This is a genomic window from Thermus sp. (assembly GCF_040290245.1).
GTDB lineage: Bacteria > Deinococcota > Deinococci > Deinococcales > Thermaceae > Thermus_A.
The window spans coordinates 1-16,334 of record NZ_PSMQ01000035.1 but is presented as its reverse complement, the minus strand read 5'-3'; the positions used below and the strand labels follow the sequence as shown (position 1 = coordinate 16,334).

Annotated in this window: 15 protein-coding genes; 10 read left to right on the top strand and 5 right to left on the bottom strand. The window is 65.2% G+C overall.

Annotated features, from left to right (window positions below; genetic code table 11):
• From C4301_RS06285 to C4301_RS06265, 5 genes are all read left to right on the top strand, one after another.
• Positions 1-910 (top strand): hypothetical protein (locus tag C4301_RS06285; RefSeq protein ID WP_352414250.1); only part of this gene is annotated, 910 nt, incomplete at its 5' end.
• A gap of 85 nt (positions 911-995) precedes the next feature.
• Entirely contained in the window at positions 996-3,437 is a 2,442-nt protein-coding gene (gene mutS, locus C4301_RS06280; protein ID WP_352414249.1) for a DNA mismatch repair protein MutS, read from the top strand.
• Positions 3,434-5,068, top strand: coding sequence for a DNA mismatch repair endonuclease MutL (gene mutL, locus C4301_RS06275; protein WP_352414248.1), 1,635 nt, complete (start codon positions 3,434-3,436; stop codon positions 5,066-5,068). Before mutS ends, mutL begins: the two co-directional genes overlap by 4 nt.
• Positions 5,069-5,316: 248 nt before the next feature.
• The gene (gene purU / locus C4301_RS06270) at positions 5,317-6,174 is read left to right on the top strand and encodes a formyltetrahydrofolate deformylase (protein ID WP_352414247.1); all 858 of its coding nucleotides are present in this window, start codon (positions 5,317-5,319) and stop codon (positions 6,172-6,174) included.
• Positions 6,175-6,315: 141 nt separating this feature from the next.
• Positions 6,316-7,524, top strand: a complete 1,209-nt coding sequence (locus C4301_RS06265) for a S1C family serine protease (protein ID WP_352414246.1) — start codon at positions 6,316-6,318, stop codon at positions 7,522-7,524.
• Here C4301_RS06265 and C4301_RS06260 read toward each other — a convergent pair.
• Genes C4301_RS06260 through C4301_RS06245 form a run of 4 tightly spaced genes read right to left on the bottom strand, consistent with a single transcriptional unit; the run spans position 7,514 to position 11,156 of the window.
• Positions 7,514-8,329: a menaquinone biosynthetic enzyme MqnA/MqnD family protein gene (locus C4301_RS06260; protein ID WP_352414245.1), complete on the bottom strand. Its 816-nt coding sequence runs from the start codon at positions 8,327-8,329 to the stop codon at positions 7,514-7,516. The genes C4301_RS06265 and C4301_RS06260 overlap by 11 nt on opposite strands.
• Positions 8,326-9,444, bottom strand: a complete 1,119-nt coding sequence (gene mqnE, locus C4301_RS06255) for an aminofutalosine synthase MqnE (RefSeq protein ID WP_352414244.1) — start codon at positions 9,442-9,444, stop codon at positions 8,326-8,328. The genes C4301_RS06260 and mqnE overlap by 4 nt, the downstream gene beginning before the upstream one ends.
• Positions 9,441-10,118, bottom strand: a complete 678-nt coding sequence (locus C4301_RS06250) for a hypothetical protein (RefSeq protein ID WP_352414243.1) — start codon at positions 10,116-10,118, stop codon at positions 9,441-9,443. Before C4301_RS06250 ends, mqnE begins: the two co-directional genes overlap by 4 nt.
• Positions 10,119-11,156, bottom strand: coding sequence for a LacI family DNA-binding transcriptional regulator (locus tag C4301_RS06245; protein WP_352414242.1), 1,038 nt, complete (start codon positions 11,154-11,156; stop codon positions 10,119-10,121).
• 101 nt (positions 11,157-11,257) lie between these two features.
• Here C4301_RS06245 and C4301_RS06240 point away from each other — a divergent pair, with 101 nt between their 5' ends.
• From C4301_RS06240 to purD, 5 genes are read left to right on the top strand one after another with little or no spacing between them, the layout of a single operon-like run.
• A complete protein-coding gene (locus tag C4301_RS06240) occupies positions 11,258-11,788 on the top strand; it encodes a glycerol-3-phosphate acyltransferase (protein ID WP_352414241.1) in 531 nt (176 codons plus the stop codon).
• Positions 11,789-11,825: 37 nt separating this feature from the next.
• Complete coding sequence (locus C4301_RS06235) at positions 11,826-12,611, top strand: fumarylacetoacetate hydrolase family protein (protein WP_352414240.1); 786 nt, start codon at positions 11,826-11,828, stop codon at positions 12,609-12,611.
• Positions 12,612-13,493: an MBL fold metallo-hydrolase gene (locus tag C4301_RS06230; RefSeq protein WP_352414239.1), complete on the top strand. Its 882-nt coding sequence runs from the start codon at positions 12,612-12,614 to the stop codon at positions 13,491-13,493.
• A gap of 53 nt (positions 13,494-13,546) precedes the next feature.
• Entirely contained in the window at positions 13,547-14,401 is an 855-nt protein-coding gene (purN, locus tag C4301_RS06225; protein ID WP_352414238.1) for a phosphoribosylglycinamide formyltransferase, read from the top strand.
• A gap of 3 nt (positions 14,402-14,404) precedes the next feature.
• A complete protein-coding gene (gene purD, locus C4301_RS06220; RefSeq protein ID WP_352414237.1) occupies positions 14,405-15,649 on the top strand; it encodes a phosphoribosylamine--glycine ligase in 1,245 nt (414 codons plus the stop codon).
• On the opposite strand, the gene C4301_RS09965 is transcribed toward purD, so the two are convergent.
• Positions 15,579-15,965 carry a 3'-5' exonuclease gene (locus C4301_RS09965; protein WP_503012399.1) on the bottom strand — a complete coding sequence of 129 codons (387 nt, stop codon included), beginning with the start codon at positions 15,963-15,965 and terminating at the stop codon, positions 15,579-15,581. The genes purD and C4301_RS09965 overlap by 71 nt on opposite strands.
• Between the last annotated feature and the right edge of the window lie 369 nt (positions 15,966-16,334).

Here is a 16,334-nt window from a genome sequence, read left to right as displayed (position 1 = left end):
GGAGGACTGCTCTAGAAGCCGCTGGTACGCGATCTCCATCCAGGAGCACTTCCTCATCCTCGCAAGCCATCGCGCCCCTGAAAGCGTCCAAAGCGATCTCACCAAGAACCTGGGCTTCCCCCTCACCCGTCCCACCCGCCTCCGCTGGCTCAGGTCCGCGGGGGTCAGGGCTAAACGGCTCCTTCAGCGGGAGAACCGTCTTTTCCGAGGGCGGGTGTACTGGGGGAGTGTGGATGAATGGGCCTTTGGCCGGGGTCCCAAGGGGTACGGGTACCTTTACTTTGAGGCTTGGACGGGTTGCCCCCTGTGGGGAGACCTTGGCCATCGGCGGAGTTACGAGCGGGTGCGGGAGCTCCTTTGGGGGTTACCTCCAAGGCTGGGGGTGGTTTCGGACGGGGCGCAGGAGGTAGGGGAGGCGTTGGGCTGGTTGGGGCGGAGGCTGCTTTGGGCCCGGTGCGCTTTCCACCTGATGCGGGAGGTACGGGCCAAGGTGGACCGGAAGGCGTGGGGGGAGATACGGGAGGGTCTGAGGGTGCTGCGGGGGCTTGGGCCTGGGGAGAGGGAGACGTTCTTTTGGAAGGAGCTTCTGCCCCGGTGGGGTAAGGCCTTGGGGGGCTGGGTGCGGGCTTGGGAGGGGTTGCGGGAAGCTTGGAGGGCAGAGGTACCGCCTCCTTGGACGAACAACGTGGCAGAGGTAGGGCATGGGCGGTTGTGGCGGCGGCGCAGGCGGAGGGTGTTGCGGAGCCTGGAGGTGGGGGAATCCTGGTTGATGGTGGGGCTTTACCGGATGCGGCATCGGCGGATTGGGGAAAAGAGCCCCTGGGAAAGGCTTACGGGAACTCTTTCCCCAGAGTGCTGGTGGAGGCCCCTGGTGGGGAGGATAGAAGGGTCAACCGACTTTTTTACATGAGTCCAGAATAAACAGACGAACCCAAGCACAAGCATGGGTACTGGTCAAGCCGCTTGGCGGGGGTGCCAGAAGGTATCATAAGGATATGCTCAAGGGCGAAGGCCCAGGTCCGCTCCCCCCTCTTCTAGAGCAGTACGTGGCCCTGCGCGACCAGTATCCGGATTACCTCCTTCTCTTTCAAGTGGGGGATTTCTACGAGTGCTTTGGCGAGGACGCGGAGCGCCTGGCCCGGGCCTTGGGGCTCACCCTCACCCACAAGACCAGCAAGGACTTTACCACCCCCATGGCGGGGATTCCCATCCGTGCGGCGGACACGTATTTGGAGAAGCTCCTGGCCCTGGGCTTCCGGGTGGCCCTCGCCGACCAAGTGGAGCCTGCGGAGGAAGCGGAGGGGCTGGTCCGGCGGGAGGTGACCCAGCTCCTCACCCCCGGGACGGTGGTGGAGGAAAGCCTCCTCACCCCTGAGGCCAACTACCTGGCCGCGTTGGCGACGGGAGAAGGGTACGGCCTGGTGTTTTTGGAGGTTTCCACCGGCGAGTTCAAAGGGACGGTCCTTTTCAGCAGGAGCGCCCTATACGACGAGCTTTTTCGCCATCGCCCCCGAGAGGTTCTTTTGGCTCCGGAGCTTTTGGAGAACGAGGCGTTTTTAAAGGAGTTCAGAAAGCGCTTCCCGGTGATGCTTTCGGAGGCTCCTTTTGAGCCGGTGGACCTCGAGCGGATCTTCGGGGCGCTCGAGGCCCCCCTGGCCTTAAGGCGGGCGGCAGGGGCGGCCTTGGCCTACGCCCGGGCCACCCAGGGGGGGAGGCTTGCCTTAAAGGCCTTCCAGCGCTACGATCCCGGAGCGTTTATGGACCTTTCAGAGGCCACCCTTAAGGCCCTGGAGGTCTTTGAGCCCCTTTTGCCCGGCGGGAAGACGTTGCTTTCCGTGCTGGACGAGACCCGCACCGCCCCGGGCCGAAGGCTCCTGCGGGCCTGGCTCCGCCACCCCCTTCTGGACCGGGGGCCCTTGGAGGCGAGGCTGGACCGGGTGGAGCGGCTGGTACGGGATGCGCCGCTTCGAGAGGGGGTGCGGCGGGTGCTTTTCCGGGTGCACGACCTGGAGCGCCTGGCGAATCGGCTTCTTCTAAACCGAGCCACCCCCAAGGACCTCCTGGCCCTCAGGCGTAGCCTCGAGGCCCTGCCCGAGCTTAGGAGGATGGGGGTTTTGGAGCACCTGCCCGACCTCCTCCATCTTGCGGAGGAGATTGGGGCGGCCCTAAATGAAGAGGTCCCGGGCCGGCTTTCCCAAGGGGGGCTCATCCGAGAGGGGTACGACCCCACCTTGGATGCCCTAAGGGGCAGGGTCCAGGAGACTCTGGGCTTCCTTGCCCGTTTGGAGGAAAAGGAGCGGGAGAGGACGGGGATTCCCACCCTGAAGGTGGGGTACAATGCGGTCTTCGGGTACTACCTCGAGGTCACCCGGCCCTACTACGACCAGGTCCCCCCGGATTACCGCCCGGTCCAGACTTTGAAGGACCGGCAGCGGTACACCCGGCCTGACCTAAAGGAGAAGGAAAAGGAGCTCCTTTTCGCCGAGGCTCAGGCTTTAAGGCGGGAGGAGGAGGTCTTTCTAGAGCTCCGGGCCAAGGTGGCCCAGGAGGCGGAGCGCCTCCGGGAGGTGGCCCAGCTCCTGGCGGAGCTGGATGTCTGCGCCGCCTTGGCCGAAGTGGCGGTGCAGCGGGGGTATGCCCGGCCCCGGTTCACGGGCCGGCTCAGGATCCAGGCCGGGCGGCACCCGGTGGTGGAAGTCCAGGGAAACTTCGTTCCCAACGATCTGGATATGACCGAGGCCCGGCTCATCGTCCTCACCGGGCCCAACATGGCGGGGAAGTCCACCTATCTCCGCCAGGCCGCCCTTATCGCCCTTCTGGCCCAGATCGGCTCCTTTATTCCCGCGGAGGAGGCGGAGCTGCCCCTCTTTGACCGCATCTACACCCGGATCGGGGCTTCCGACGACCTGGCGGGGGGACGGAGCACCTTCATGGTGGAGATGGGGGAGGTGGCTCAGATCCTCAAGGGGGCTACCGAGAAAAGCCTGGTCCTTCTGGACGAGGTGGGGCGGGGGACGAGCACCTTGGACGGGGTGGCTTTGGCCCAGGCGGTTTTGGAGGCTTTGCACGAGCGGGGGGCTTACGTCCTTTTCGCCACCCACTACCACGAGCTCACGCGTTTGGACCTGCCCCGGGTGCGGAACTTCCACGTGGCGGCGGAGGAGGTGGGGCTGGAGGGAGGGTTGGTCTTCTACCACCAGGTGCTGCCGGGCCCGACCTTGAAGAGCTATGGGGTGGAGGTGGCCCGGCTTGCCGGGGTTCCGGAAGAGGTGGTCCATAGGGCCCGGGTTATTTTGGAGGGCCTGCTCGCAAGCCGTGGGGAGGGGGAAAAGGTGCTTTTTGAACTCTTAGCCTTGGACCTCAACCGCCTGACCCCCCTGGAGGCCCTTCAGGTGCTTAAGCGGCTTCAGGAGATGGCCCGGGGGGTGCTGGTGTGATCCGGGTCTTGCCAGAGGAGATCCTGCGGGAGATCGCCGCGGGCGAGGTGGTCTTTTCCGTGGCGGATGCGGTGCGGGAGCTTTTGGAAAACAGCCTGGACGCCGGGGCCAGCCGCGTCCGGGTGGAGCTTTGGGGTGGGGGGTTGGAGCGGCTTTTGGTGCGGGACAACGGGCAGGGCATCCCCAAGGAGGAGCTTCCTTTAGCGGTGGAGCGGCACACCACGAGCAAGCTCGAGGGCTTGGACCGGATCCGGACCTTGGGTTTCCGGGGGGAAGGGCTTTACGCCTTAAGGCAGGCGGGGCGGCTCCGGCTTACAAGCCGGCCCAAGGACCAGCTAGGGGCGGCCACGGTGGAGGCGTTTTTAGACGAAATTCACTTTTACACCCATCCGGGCCTGCCGGGGACGGAGGCGGAACTCAAGGGGCTTTTTCTCCACCTCCCCGCCCGCAGGAGGGGGCTTTCCCCAAAGGAAGAGGAGCGCAGGGTCCTTTTCCTTCTTTTCCGCTACCTCCTCCACCACCCCCACCTTGCCCTGAGCCTCCATGTGGACGGGGAGGCCCGCTTCGTCTACCCGGGCGGGGGGTTTTTAGAGGCGGCCAAGGCCGTCTGGGGGCCGGTGGTGGCAAACCGGCTTCTTAAGGTGGGCCACCGGGAGGGCCTTTATGCCTTAGAGGGCCTCCTCTCGAGGCCCGAGCTGGCCCGACCCAGGCGGGATCGGCTGTTTTTGGCGGTAAACGGCCGTCCTGTGGAATGGCCGGAGGGGCTTCTCAGAGCGGTGCTTTCCGCTTACCGGGAACTCCTCCCCAAAAACGGCTTCCCCGTGGGGGTTTTGAACCTTTGCCTGCCCCCGGAGGAGGTTTTGGTCCACACCGCGCCGGAAAAGGCCCGTCTACGGCTTTTGAAAGACCTTTCTTCCCTTGTGGAGGAGGGGGTGCGAAGGGCGCTTTCGTCCGTGCCCTTGGCCCGGTCCCTTCCGGACCGGTCCTTTGGCCTTTCCCCCGTGGGCGGCTCCAGGGCTTTTCGCCTTAGGCACCTCGGCCAGTTCCGGGGGGCTTACCTCCTCGCAGAAGCGGAGGGGGTGTTGTACATCGTGGACCAGCACGCGGCCCACGAACGGGTGATCTACGAAGAGCTCCTAAGGCGCTTTAAGGAGGAGCCGCCGGTGGTGCTTCCCGCTCTCGAGGTGGTGGCGCTTTCCCCCGAGGAAGAGGAGGATCTTAAGGAACGCTGGGAGGAGGTCGCGGCCCTTGGGTTCGATCTCGAGCCCTTCGGCGTGGGGCGGTACCTGGTGCGGCGGGTGCCCGGGTTCTTGCTTTTGGCCGGGAAGGGAGCCCCCATCCTGCTGGGAGAGGTGCTGAGGGATATCCTGAAGGCCGCCCCTTGGTCCGAGCGACCCGGCGGCCTTCCGGAGGCCCTCAGGCGGGTGGCTGCCCGGCTGGCCTGTCTTCCTGCGGTCAAGGCGGGGCACGCCCTGGCGAACGCCCCGGCCCAGGCGCTTCTGGATGCCCTGATGGCCTGCGAGACCCCCTGGGCCTGCCCCCATGGCCGGCCCACCGCTTTGGCCCTTTCCGAAGAGGAGCTTGTCCGCCGCTTTGGCCGGCGGAGTGTGCGGATGGTCCAAGTGGAGTAGGAAAGAGGACCAGGCCGTCCTTGTCTGCCTAGAACCCGTGCCCAGGCTGAAGGCTCACCCCCCGCGAAGCGAACGGAAAGGACCACCCCGTCCACGAGCAGGGGGCCAGGACGCGGATCCCGTTGGGGTCCTGGGGGAGGTCGAGGGGTTGAAAGACCCAGCATCGCCGCGTAGGACGCGGGCATCGGTCACAGGGGTGAGCCCAGGAATCCCACGCGCTTTAGCCGTGGGAGTGTCAATCTAGAGAAATGGAGGGAGAAGCCCGGGTCCTCGTCACCTGTCCCGACCGGCCTGGCATCGTGGCCGCGGTCTCGGGGTTTTTGTTCCGGTATGGCGCGAACATCACCGACTTGCAGCAGCACTCCACCGACCCTGAGGGGGGCAGGTTCTTCATGCGGGTGGCCTTTGACACGGCCCACTTCCTTCTGGACCGGAGGAGGTTTGCTGAGCTCTTCCAAAAGGAGGTGGCGGACCCCTTTCAGATGGCCTGGCGGCTCGGTCTGGAAAAGGACCGCCCCTCCTTGGCCATTCTGGTCTCCCGCCAGGGGCATGCCCTTTTAGAGCTCCTTTGGCGCTGGCGGATGGGGGAGCTGAAGGCGGATATCCGACTGGTCCTTTCCAACCACCCCGATTGGAAAGAGGAAGTGGAGCGCTTTGGCCTGCCCTTTCATCATGTCCCCAACACCCCTGCCCTCCGTGAAAGGGCGGAGGAGGAGATGCTCAGGCTTCTGGACGGAGTGGAGGTCATCGTTCTTGCCCGGTATATGCAGATTCTTTCCCCCGGTTTCGTGCGGCGTTTCCCCCACCGGATCATCAACATCCACCACTCCTTCCTTCCCGCCTTCGCGGGGGCCGACCCCTACCGGCAGGCCTACGAGCGGGGGGTGAAGCTCATCGGGGCCACGGCCCACTACGTGACGGAGGAGCTGGACGCGGGGCCCATCATCGAGCAGGATGTGGTCCGGGTCTCCCATCGCCACAGCGTGGCCGATCTCAGACGCTTAGGCCGGGAGCTGGAGCGGACGGTTTTGGCCCGGGCGGTCAAGTGGCACCTCGAGGACCGCATCCTGGTCCATGAAAACCGGACGGTGGTCTTCAGCGACTGACCTTAGGGTGTTTACGGAAAAGCACGGGGCTCCACGTGCCCTGCACCCCAGTGCGGGCCCTGTAGCCCCCCAGGTCCCCCGTTTCTGTGGCGTTCATCTGGGTATCACCTCCAGGCGCTAGGGTAAGGGGGGAGGTGGAGGATGAACCTAAGAGCGTCCTTTGTGTCCTTTTTGGCCCTGAGCCTCATGGCGGGGGGCGTGCTCTGGTGGGGGGTTTCGCAAAGCCAGGCCCCGAAGCCGGTTTCCTCTGAAGTTCAAGGCCTTTTGGACTACGAGCGAAACACCGTGGAGATCGTGGACAAGTATGGGGACGGGGTGGTGTATGTGGCGGTGACCACCGCACCCAGGGCGGTTCAGCTCCCTCCGGGGTTTGAGCCCTTCGCCCCCTTTTTCCAGACGCCCCCACAGCAGGGGACGGGGTCGGGGTTCGTGATCGACAAGGAGGGGCATGTTCTGACCAACTACCACGTGGTGGAAGGGGCGGCGCAGATCACCGTTAAGTTCCACAACGATCCCAAGGAGTATAGGGCCAAGGTGGTGGGGGTGGCCCCGCCCCTGGACGTGGCCCTTTTGAAGGTGGAAGCCCCTAAGGCGAAGCTTTTGCCCTTGGTTCTTGGGGATTCCGATCGGATCAAGGTGGGGCAGAAGGCCATCGCCATGGGGAACCCCTTCGGACTCGAGTTCACCGTGACCCAGGGGATCGTCTCGGCCATCCGGGAGAACCCGGGGGCGGTGGGGGATGAGTCCGGCCTGGTGCCTCAGGTCATTCAGACGGACGCGGCCATCAACCCGGGGAACTCCGGAGGGCCCCTTTTAAACTCCCGCGGAGAAGTCATCGGCATCAACACCGCCATCTTCACCCCCACGGGCCAGTTTGGGGCGGCCCAGTTTGCGGGGGTGGGGTTTGCTCTCCCCATCAACCTGGTCAAGCAGGTCCTTCCGGAGCTCAAAGCGGGAAAGACCCTGAGCGCCCAGGACCTGATCCGGAACCGCCCACGGCTGGGGGTGAGCCTTCTGCCCCTGAGCGCCTACCCCGATAGGCTGCGCCAGCAGAACAGCCTCCCCGAGGCCGGCCTCATGGTGATGGAGGTGGAGCCGAATAGCCCCGCCGCCCGGGCTGGGCTCAAAGCGGCAAGCCGGTACGCCTACATCCATCTTCCCACCGGGGAGACCCTCCAGGTGGGGCTGGACGGGGATGTGCTCCTGGAGGCGGACGGGGTACCCCTCTTTTCCATCGTTCAGCTCAGGCAGGTCCTCTACGCCAAGAAGCCCGGCGAGGCGGTCATGCTCAAGGTCTGGCGGCAGGGGAGGACGTTTTCCGTGCAGATCGTGCCCCAGGTCATTCGCTGAAGCGTATCCGGAAGGGGAGGCCTAAAACCTGGGCGAAGGCCTCGAGGCCCAGGAGGTCTGGGGCCTCGAGGTGGTAGCGGAAGTTCCACAGGTAATGCTCCATGAGGGCGGGCTGGACCTTTAGGCGGTCCGCCTCGCTTTTCGCCACCTGGCCTAGATGGGCCAGGCCCCTCCGCCTAGCCCTCCGCATCCTTTCCACCACGGGTTTTGGAGGCAGGAGGTCCTTCCGGGCCGCCCAAAGGGCGAAGACAAAGGGAAGCCGGGTTTTTTGGAACCAGAGCATACTTAGATCGCTCACCCAGACCTCCCCAAACCGGGTGGGAAGGGCTTCCGGATAGGAGGGGAGGGCGGGAAGGAGCCGGGCGTAGGCCGCGATGGCCCGGTCCCCGATCAGGAGGACCCCGTCGAACTCTGAGAGGAGCTCCACGCCCCCCGCCCGCCTTTCGTAGGTGGGCTGGGCCCCTTCCTCCTTCAGGAGCCACTTGAGGAGGGCCACGCTGGTGGCGCTTTCCGTGGTGAGGGCCACGCGCGAAAGTTCAGGGAGGGGCTTTTTGTGAAACAGATTGACCGAGTAGACCCGGCCCAAGACGGCGACGGAGAAGTCGGGCAGGGCGACCAGGAGGTCCTGGTTTTGCAGGAAGAAATAGCTGGAGACCAGGCTTAGCCCCACCTCGCCCTTTAGGACCCATCCGTTGAGCTGCGTGGGGACCCCGTGCCGGAAGGCAAGGGTTTTGGAGGGCTTTAGATACCTGTACAAGGGGGCGGTGTTGGCGTAGGGGGGGACCCCCAGAAGGTACGGCCTCATGCGGGGGTTTTGGCCCAGACGCGCACCTCGTTGTAAAGGGCATCCCGCTCCACGGGGATACGGCCCGCCTTCAGGATGATCTCCGCCAGGGCCTCCTTGGTGAGCCCCTGGGGGGTGGGGCTTCCCGCCGCGTGGACGATTTTTTCTTCGATCAAGGTGCCGTCGATGTCCGAGACCCCCCAGTCCAGGGAGACCTGGGCCAGCTCGGGGGTCAAGGTGGCCCAGTACCCCTTGATGTGGGGGAAGTTGTCCAGGTAGATCCGGGCCACGGCCAGGTTCCTGAGGTCGTCCAGCCCGGTGGTAAACTCCCTCTTCCCCAAAGCCTGGGCCAGGGCGTTTCCGTCCGGCTGGAAGGCCAAAGGGATGAAGCTCATGAACCCTCTGGTCTCGTCCTGGAGGGCCCGGAGGCGGTCCATGTGGTCCAGCCGCTCCTCGAGGGTCTCGATGTGGCCATAGAGCATGGTGGCGTTGGTGGGGAGGCCCAGCTCGTGGGCGGTGCGGTGGATCTCGAGCCATCCCTTTGCGTCCACCTTGTTCTTGGCGATCTGTTTGCGCACCCGTTCGGCGAAGATCTCCGCCCCGCCGCCCGGCATGGCGTCCAGGCCCGCCTCCTTAAGGGCCTGGAGGATTTCCCGGTAGGGGAGCCGGGCGATCTTGGAGAAATGGTGGATCTCCGCGGCCGTCCAGGCCTTGACCTGGACCCCGGGGAAGTTCTCCTTAAGGGCCCGGACCAGGTCCAGGTAGTACTGGAAGGGCCTTTTGGGGTGGTGGCCGGAGGAGATGTGAATCTCCGTTAGGCCCGGCTGGTACCGGGCCCGGACCCACTCCACCGCTTCCTCCACGCTATAATCCCAGGCCCCTTCTTCTCCAAAGCGCCTCTGGAAGGCGCAGAAAGTGCACCCCACGTAGCAGAGGTTGGTCTGGGAGAAGCGGAGGGAGTGGACAAAGTAGGTCTTGTGGCCGTGCTTCCTTTCCCGCACCCAGTTGGCCAGGCGCATCAGGGTGGGGAGGTCCTTGGTCTCGTAAAGGATGAGGCCCTCCTGGAAGGAGATGCGCTCTCCTCCAAGCACCTTTTCCGCGATGGGGATGAGCCTCGAGTCTTGGATGCCCCTCACGCCCCCGAGTTTACCCCTTTGGCCAGACTGTCAAGAAGAGCCTGGACTTCCTTCCTTCGACCGCCCACCGTCTTTTCGCCCAGGAGGCCTCGGAGGTACCGGTCGGTGAGGAGGAGGTCCACATAGGGGAGGAGGGTGGCGGCCATGGTGAAGTCCAGAAGGTCCGAGGGGCGTTTCCTGCGGGCGAGGTTCAGGGAGTCCTTGGCCAGGAGGTGGGCGAACAGGCGGACGAAGGGAACCTCTTTCAAACCCGTTCGCTCCCTGAGGCGCTTTTTGACCGTCTCCTCCCGCTCGAGGAGAGGCCCTTCCAGCCCTTCTTCAATGCCTAGGAGGGGGGAAAGGTCTGCGGCCTCCTCCCAGCTCCCCCCCTTCCAAAGGAGGTCGGACCGGTGTATCCCCCGGGCCTGGCGGAAAGCCACCTCGAGCCAAGGCCGGACCCAGAATCCCTGGGAGAGCTCCGCAAATACGCTTTTCAAAGCCGGAAGGAGGTAGCCGGCCTTATCGGCCGGTCCCCGGATGGGGTGGAGGGTTTCTAGAACGTGGAAGGGGCTCGGGGGGGCCAGGGCTTTGCCCTTCAAGGCCAGGAATAAGCGGCCGAAGAGCTCATGCCCCCCCTGCCCCAAAAGGTGCTTGGCCATCCGGGAAGCGTAATTCTGGTCCAGGTAGACCAGCATCTAGGGCAGGTAGGGGGCCTTGGGCGGGGTTTTGGTGGAGGCCCGTTCGATGAGAAGCGGCTCAAACCGCACCTGGCGCGGTGCACCCCGGTAGCCTTCCATCCTTTCCAGAAGCAGCGTGGCCGCCCGCACCCCCATGGCCTCCACGGGCTGGCTGAGGGTGGAAAGCCCCACCTCCTCCGTCCAAGGGTGGCCGTCGAACCCTAAAACCCGCACGTCCCGCCCCACGGTGAGCCCCAGCCTTTCCGCCTCCTCCAAGACTCCCAAAGCCACCTGGTCCGCCCCCGCGAAGATGTTCAAAGGGGGGGAGGCCTGTTCCAAGAAGTGCCTCAGGGCCAGCCGTCCTCCTTCCGCGGAGAGGCGGGTGGTGTACCGGTGGTGCTCGGGGAAAGGTTTTTTGACCGCCTGGAGAGCCTCTTTAAACCCTTGAAGCCGCTCTTTGAAGGTGGTCTTGCGAAAGGCCTGGTCCGTCTCCTCCTCGATCTGGATGGCGAATATGGGCCCCGGGAATCGGGCCAGGTACTCCCCTGCGATCCATCCGCCCAGATGGTTGTCCAGGTAGACCGAGTCGTAGCGGTCGTTCTGCGCATCCACGAGGACCGCGGGGCGGTCCGTGGGAAGCCGTCCACCGAAGTGTTCGGCCAGGTCGTAGGAGGCGAGGATAAGGCCGTCCGTCTGGTAGGCTAAAGAACCGTTCTTTAAGTAGCGCTCGAGGCGGGCCCGGGAAAGAAGGGGGAAGATGGCCAGGTCGTAGCGCTTTTCCAAAAGAACGGCCTCGATCCCCTCCAGGAGTCTTTTGTAGAACTCGGTGCCCACGAAGGGCAGAAGAAGGGAGACGGTGTAGCTCCTCCCCCCTGCGATCCTCCGGGCGTGGGGGTTGGGGGTGTAGCCGAGTTCCTCCATGGCCTGCAAGACCCGGGCCCGGGTCTCGGGACGAACGGAAGGGTGGTTGTTCAGCACCCGGCTCGCCGTACCCAGGCCTACGCCCGCCCGTCGGGCGACCTCGAGGATGGTGGGTTTCTTCCCTCTCTCCTTCATCTCTGCCCCTGGGTTGAGACGCTCGAAACGGGATGGAAGCGGTTCATGGGACTTCCAAAACCAGGATACCCCTTCCCTCCCCCCTTTGCAACAATAAGGCCATGCTTGACCTCCTCTTCGCCTACCTGGTGGGAAGCCTGGTGGGGGGGCTTTTGTTCTTCGCAGAGATCCGGGGAAAGGACCTTCCCGGGGGCTCGGGGGTCTTTCGGCAAAAGGGGCCTACGGCAGCCCTTCTGGCCGTGGCCTGGGACACCCTGAAGGGGGCTTTGGTGGCCTGGGTGACCCCGGAAGCCCTGCGGCCCTATTCGGGCGCCTTCTTGGTTGCGGGGCACACCTGGCCCATCTTCTTCCGCTTCCGAGGGGGGGGCGGGATCGCGCCCTCCCTCGGGTACTTCCTGGTCCTTTTCCCCAAGGAGACGCTTCTGGCCACGGGGGTGGGCCTTCTGGTGGCGGGGGGGTACCACCTCCTTTGCTTCCGGCACCGAAGGGGTCTTTACCCCATCCCCTTCGGGTCCATCTTCGGGTACCTGACGCTCTTCCTCCTCCTTCGAGGGGATGGCCGGCTGGCGGTGGGGTTGGTGGGCCTGGTGGTGCTTTTGCGGGGCCTCGAGGTCCTCAAGGGTCGGATCTAAGCTTGTCCTGAGGGGAGGGGGCGGATAGACTCTAGGCATGAAGATCCTCCGCTTCAACGAAGGCCGATGGGGGGTGCTCGAAGGGGAGCTGGTCTTGGAGACGGATGGCCCCGGGGGCAACCCCACGGGCCGGAGCTACGACCTGGGGTCGGTGCGGCTTCTCGTCCCGGCCACGCCCAGTAAGATCGTCTGCGTGGGCCGCAACTACCTGGACCACATCCGGGAGATGGGGCATGGGTTCGGCGAGGACCTTCCCGAGGAGCCCGGCCTTTTTCTCAAAGCCCCCAACGCCCTGGCCCACCCGGGGAACCCCCGGGCCCCTTACGAGACGGGAGAGGCGGTCCCTTACCCCCGGTTCACCCAGGAGCTGCACTACGAGGGCGAGCTCGCCGTGGTCGTCGGTGACCGGATGCGGAACGTCCCGGAAGAAAAGGCTTTGGACCATGTCCTAGGCTATACCATCGCCGTGGACATCACCGCTCGGGACGCCCAGAAGAAGGACCTCCAGTGGGTGCGGGCCAAGAGCGCGGATAAGTTCCTGCCCCTCGGGCCTTGGATCGAGACGGACCTGGACCCGCAGAACACCTGGCTCAGGACGTACATTAACGACGAGCTCCGCCAGGAGGCGCATACGGGCCAGATGATCTTCAGCGTGGCCCGCATCCTCTCCTACATCTCCAGCTTCATGACCCTCGAGCCTTTGGACGTGGTCCTGACCGGGACCCCGGAAGGGGTGGGGGCCCTCAACCCTGGGGACCGGATCGAGGTGGCGGTAGAGGGGATCGGGACCCTTCACACCCGGATCGGCCCCAAGGAGGTTTAGATGCTCCGGGTTTTGGACCTTAACCACGGGAAGGACCGGGTCATCGCAAGCTTTCTCCTAGAAACCAAGGAGGGGCCCGTGCTCGTGGAGACGGGGCCGGAAAGCGCCTACCCCAGACTGGCGGAGGGGCTTAAGGCGTTTGGGTATGCGCCCGAAGAGGTCCGGCACGTCCTCTTGACCCATATCCATCTGGACCATGCGGGGGCGGCCTGGCGCTTTGCCGAAATGGGGGCCACGGTCTATGTGGAGGGGCATGGGGCGCCTCATCTGGTGGACCCCTCCCGGCTTCTTGCCAGCGCCAAGCGGATCTACGGGGAGCTTCTGCAGCCCCTTTGGGGTGAGCTCCGGCCCATTCCGGCGGAAAGGATCCGGGTGGTGGAGGATAAGGAGAGGCTCCGGATCGGGGAGGTGGAGCTCGAGGCCTTGTACACCCCCGGCCACGCGGTCCACCACCACGCCTACCGGTTTGAGGACGTGGTCTTCACCGGGGACGTGGCCGGGGTCCGGGTGGGTGGACCGGTTTTGCCCCCCACCCCGCCTCCGGATATCCACCTGGAGACCTGGAAAGCCTCCTTAGACCGGATCCGGGCCCTTCGTCCCAGGGCCCTCTACCTCACCCATTTTGGCCCCTACGAGGATGTGATGCCCCACCTGGAGGCTTTGGAAACGATCCTGTTCGCATGGGCCGAATGGGTTCGGGCGCGGCTTAAGGAGGGGCTTTCCGAGGAGGAGATACGCCCTTTGTTTGAGGCCTACTGGCGCGAGGGGCTCGAGGGGCTTTCCGAGGAGGAGATGGACCGGTACGCCCTGGCCGATCCGCCTTGGATGAACCTCCAGGGGCTGATCCGGTACTGGACCAAGCACCGCCTCGAGGCCCTTTGAAGGGTCCTGAGCCTGGGTGTCTGGGCCCACCAGGGACGAGGGAGGAGAAAAGCGTGTTTCCTTTGGGGCGACCTGCGCGGCTGGCCGTATTCGCCTCGGGCCGGGGGACAAACCTCCAGGCCCTTCTGGATGCCTTTCCCCGGGGCCACCCCTTGGGGGAGGTGGCTCTTGTGGTCTCCGACCGACAGGGGGCCTTGGCCCTGGAGCGGGCCCGCTCAAAAGGGGTGGAGGCCCTCCATATCCCTTGGCAGAAGGGGCGGTTTGCCGAGGAGGTCCAGAGGCTTCTGAAAGACCGCGGCATAGACGCCGTCCTTCTGGCGGGCTTTATGCGCATCCTGCCCCCCTCCTTTGTGGAGGCCTGGTACGGGAGGCTTCTCAATATCCACCCCTCCCTTCTGCCCGACTACCCGGGCCTGCACGTTCACGAGCGGGTCCTGGCTGCCCAGGAAGCCTTCAGCGGGACCACGGTCCACTTCGTGGACCAGGGGGTGGACACGGGGCCGATCCTCCTTCAGGTGCGGGTGCCCGTCCTGCCCACGGACACCCCACAGAGCCTCGAGGCCCGGATCCTCGAGGTGGAGCACAGGGCTTACCCTCTTGCGGTCCACCTTCTCCTTTTGGGTCTCGTGGGGCCTGAGCCCCTTTCCCAAGCCCTTAGGCGCATCTGGCCCGAGATTCCCTGCCGGAGCCGGCCCTACTACCTCCGGGCTGAGCGGGCCCTTCGGGCCTGGGGGCGGCCCGTGGAGGAGGTGGCCTGGGCCACGGACTGGGCCCGGGCGGCCTTTCTCTTTGCCTACCGGGTGGAAGAGGGGCTTGATGGGGTGGCCTGGGTGGCCCGGGAGGAGAAGGGCCTTCCCCCTCCGCTTAAGGAGGGGGTGGAGGACCTCTTAAGGCGGGTTAAACTCTAGAGCATGAAGGTTCTGGTGGTGGGAAGCGGGGGACGGGAGCACGCCCTCCTCTGGAAGGCGGCCCAGTCGCCCTTGGTGACCGCGCTCTACGCAGCCCCTGGAAACCCGGGGATGGAGGCTTTGGCCGAGCGGGTGCCCTGGGACGGGGACCTCGAGGCCTTGGCGGAGTTCGCGGAGAGGGAGGGGATTGACCTCACCCTAGTAGGGCCAGAAGCCCCCTTGGTGGAGGGGATCGCCGACCGGTTTCTAGAACGGGGCCTTCTCGTTTTTGGCCCTACCCAAAGGGCGGCCATGATCGAGGGCTCCAAGGCCTTCGCCAAGACCCTGATGGAGCGGTATGGCATCCCCACCGCCCGCTACCGCACCTTCCGCGACCCCATCTTGGCCCTGGAGTACCTGGAGGAGGTGGGGGCGCCGGTGGTGGTGAAGGACTCGGGGCTGGCCGCGGGCAAGGGGGTAACGGTGGCCTTCGATCTCCACCAGGCCAAGCAGGCGGTGGCCAACATCCTGAATCGGGCCGAGGGGGGTGAGGTGGTCATAGAGGAGTACCTGGAGGGGGTGGAGGCTACGGTTTTGGCCCTGACCGACGGAAAGAGCATTCTTCCCCTGATTCCCTCCCAGGACCACAAACGCCTTTTGGACGGGGACCAAGGCCCCATGACCGGGGGGATGGGGGCGGTGGCCCCCTTCCCTATGGACGAGGCCACGCAAAAACAGGTGGAGGAGGGGATCTTGAAGCCCCTCATCCAGGGGCTGAGGGCGGAGGGGGTTCTTTACCGGGGTGTGGTTTACGCCGGGCTGATGCTCACCCGGGAGGGCCCCAAGGTCTTGGAGTTCAACGCCCGCTTCGGCGACCCTGAGGCTCAGGCGGTTTTGCCCCTTTTGGAAAGCGACCTGGTGGAGCTGGCCCTTCGGGTGGCGGAGGGCCGCCTGGAGGGAGCAAGGCCGGTGTGGAAGCCCATGGCGGCGGCGGCCATCGTTCTGGCGAGCCCCGGTTACCCCGAGGCTCCCAGGAAGGGGATTCCCCTCCGGATTCCCGAGCCCCCCGAGGGGGTTCTGGTCTTCCATGCGGGGACCCGCCTGGGCCCTCAGGGCCTCGAGACCTCAGGTGGACGGGTCCTGAACGTGGTGGGCCTTGGAAAGGACCTCGAGGAGGCCCTAGGGCGCGCTTACGCCTTTATCCCCCAGATCGGTTTTCCCGGCGCCATTTACCGGAAGGACATCGGCAAAAAAGCCCTTCGGAGGTAGACCGGGCCCTTGGGCCGGGTCGGTAGGACTTCAGCCTAGGCAGGGCCACCTTCCTCCTGGCCTCCAGCGCGCGCAAGGGGGTGGAAAGCCCCTGGGCCTTCAGGAGGGGGATCATCCGGGCGAAGACCCCGGCGGTCATCAAGGCATCGCCCAAGGCGGTGTGCCGGCCCAAGACCGGTACGCCAAAGCGGTGGGCGAGCGCCTCGAGGCCCGGGCCTTCTCCGAAGAGGAGCTGGCCCAAAAGAAAGGTGTCCAGAAGTGGACCAGGGAACTCTAGACCCACCTTGCGCCATCTCGCTCGTAATGCCGTGTACAGGGCTCGAGACCATTCCGTGGCGCATCGTCATCCCTTTCACCTTGCGCGGCGAAACGGATGACCGGCCACTTCCTGCTTCCTCGACCCGTGGCGCGTAGACCGGCGCTTCGCCGTTCCGCCGCCAGAGGGATCTCCACAGGCGTCCCTTCCCGGGGAACTCCCGGTAGGGCCGTTTGGGGTGGCCAGCCCGGAGCCGGCTGGGTTTTCACCGGCTCTATCTGCATGATGGCAGAAAACCCGCGAGCCGTCCACCGGCTGCGGGAACGGGGCGCTTGCCCACCTCGAACCCACCGCCAGGCGGTGAGGGGGTGGATTCCGTGCGGGCGTGCCCCGTCGGAAAGCTTCGTGGCTGAAATGGCTGATAATAAA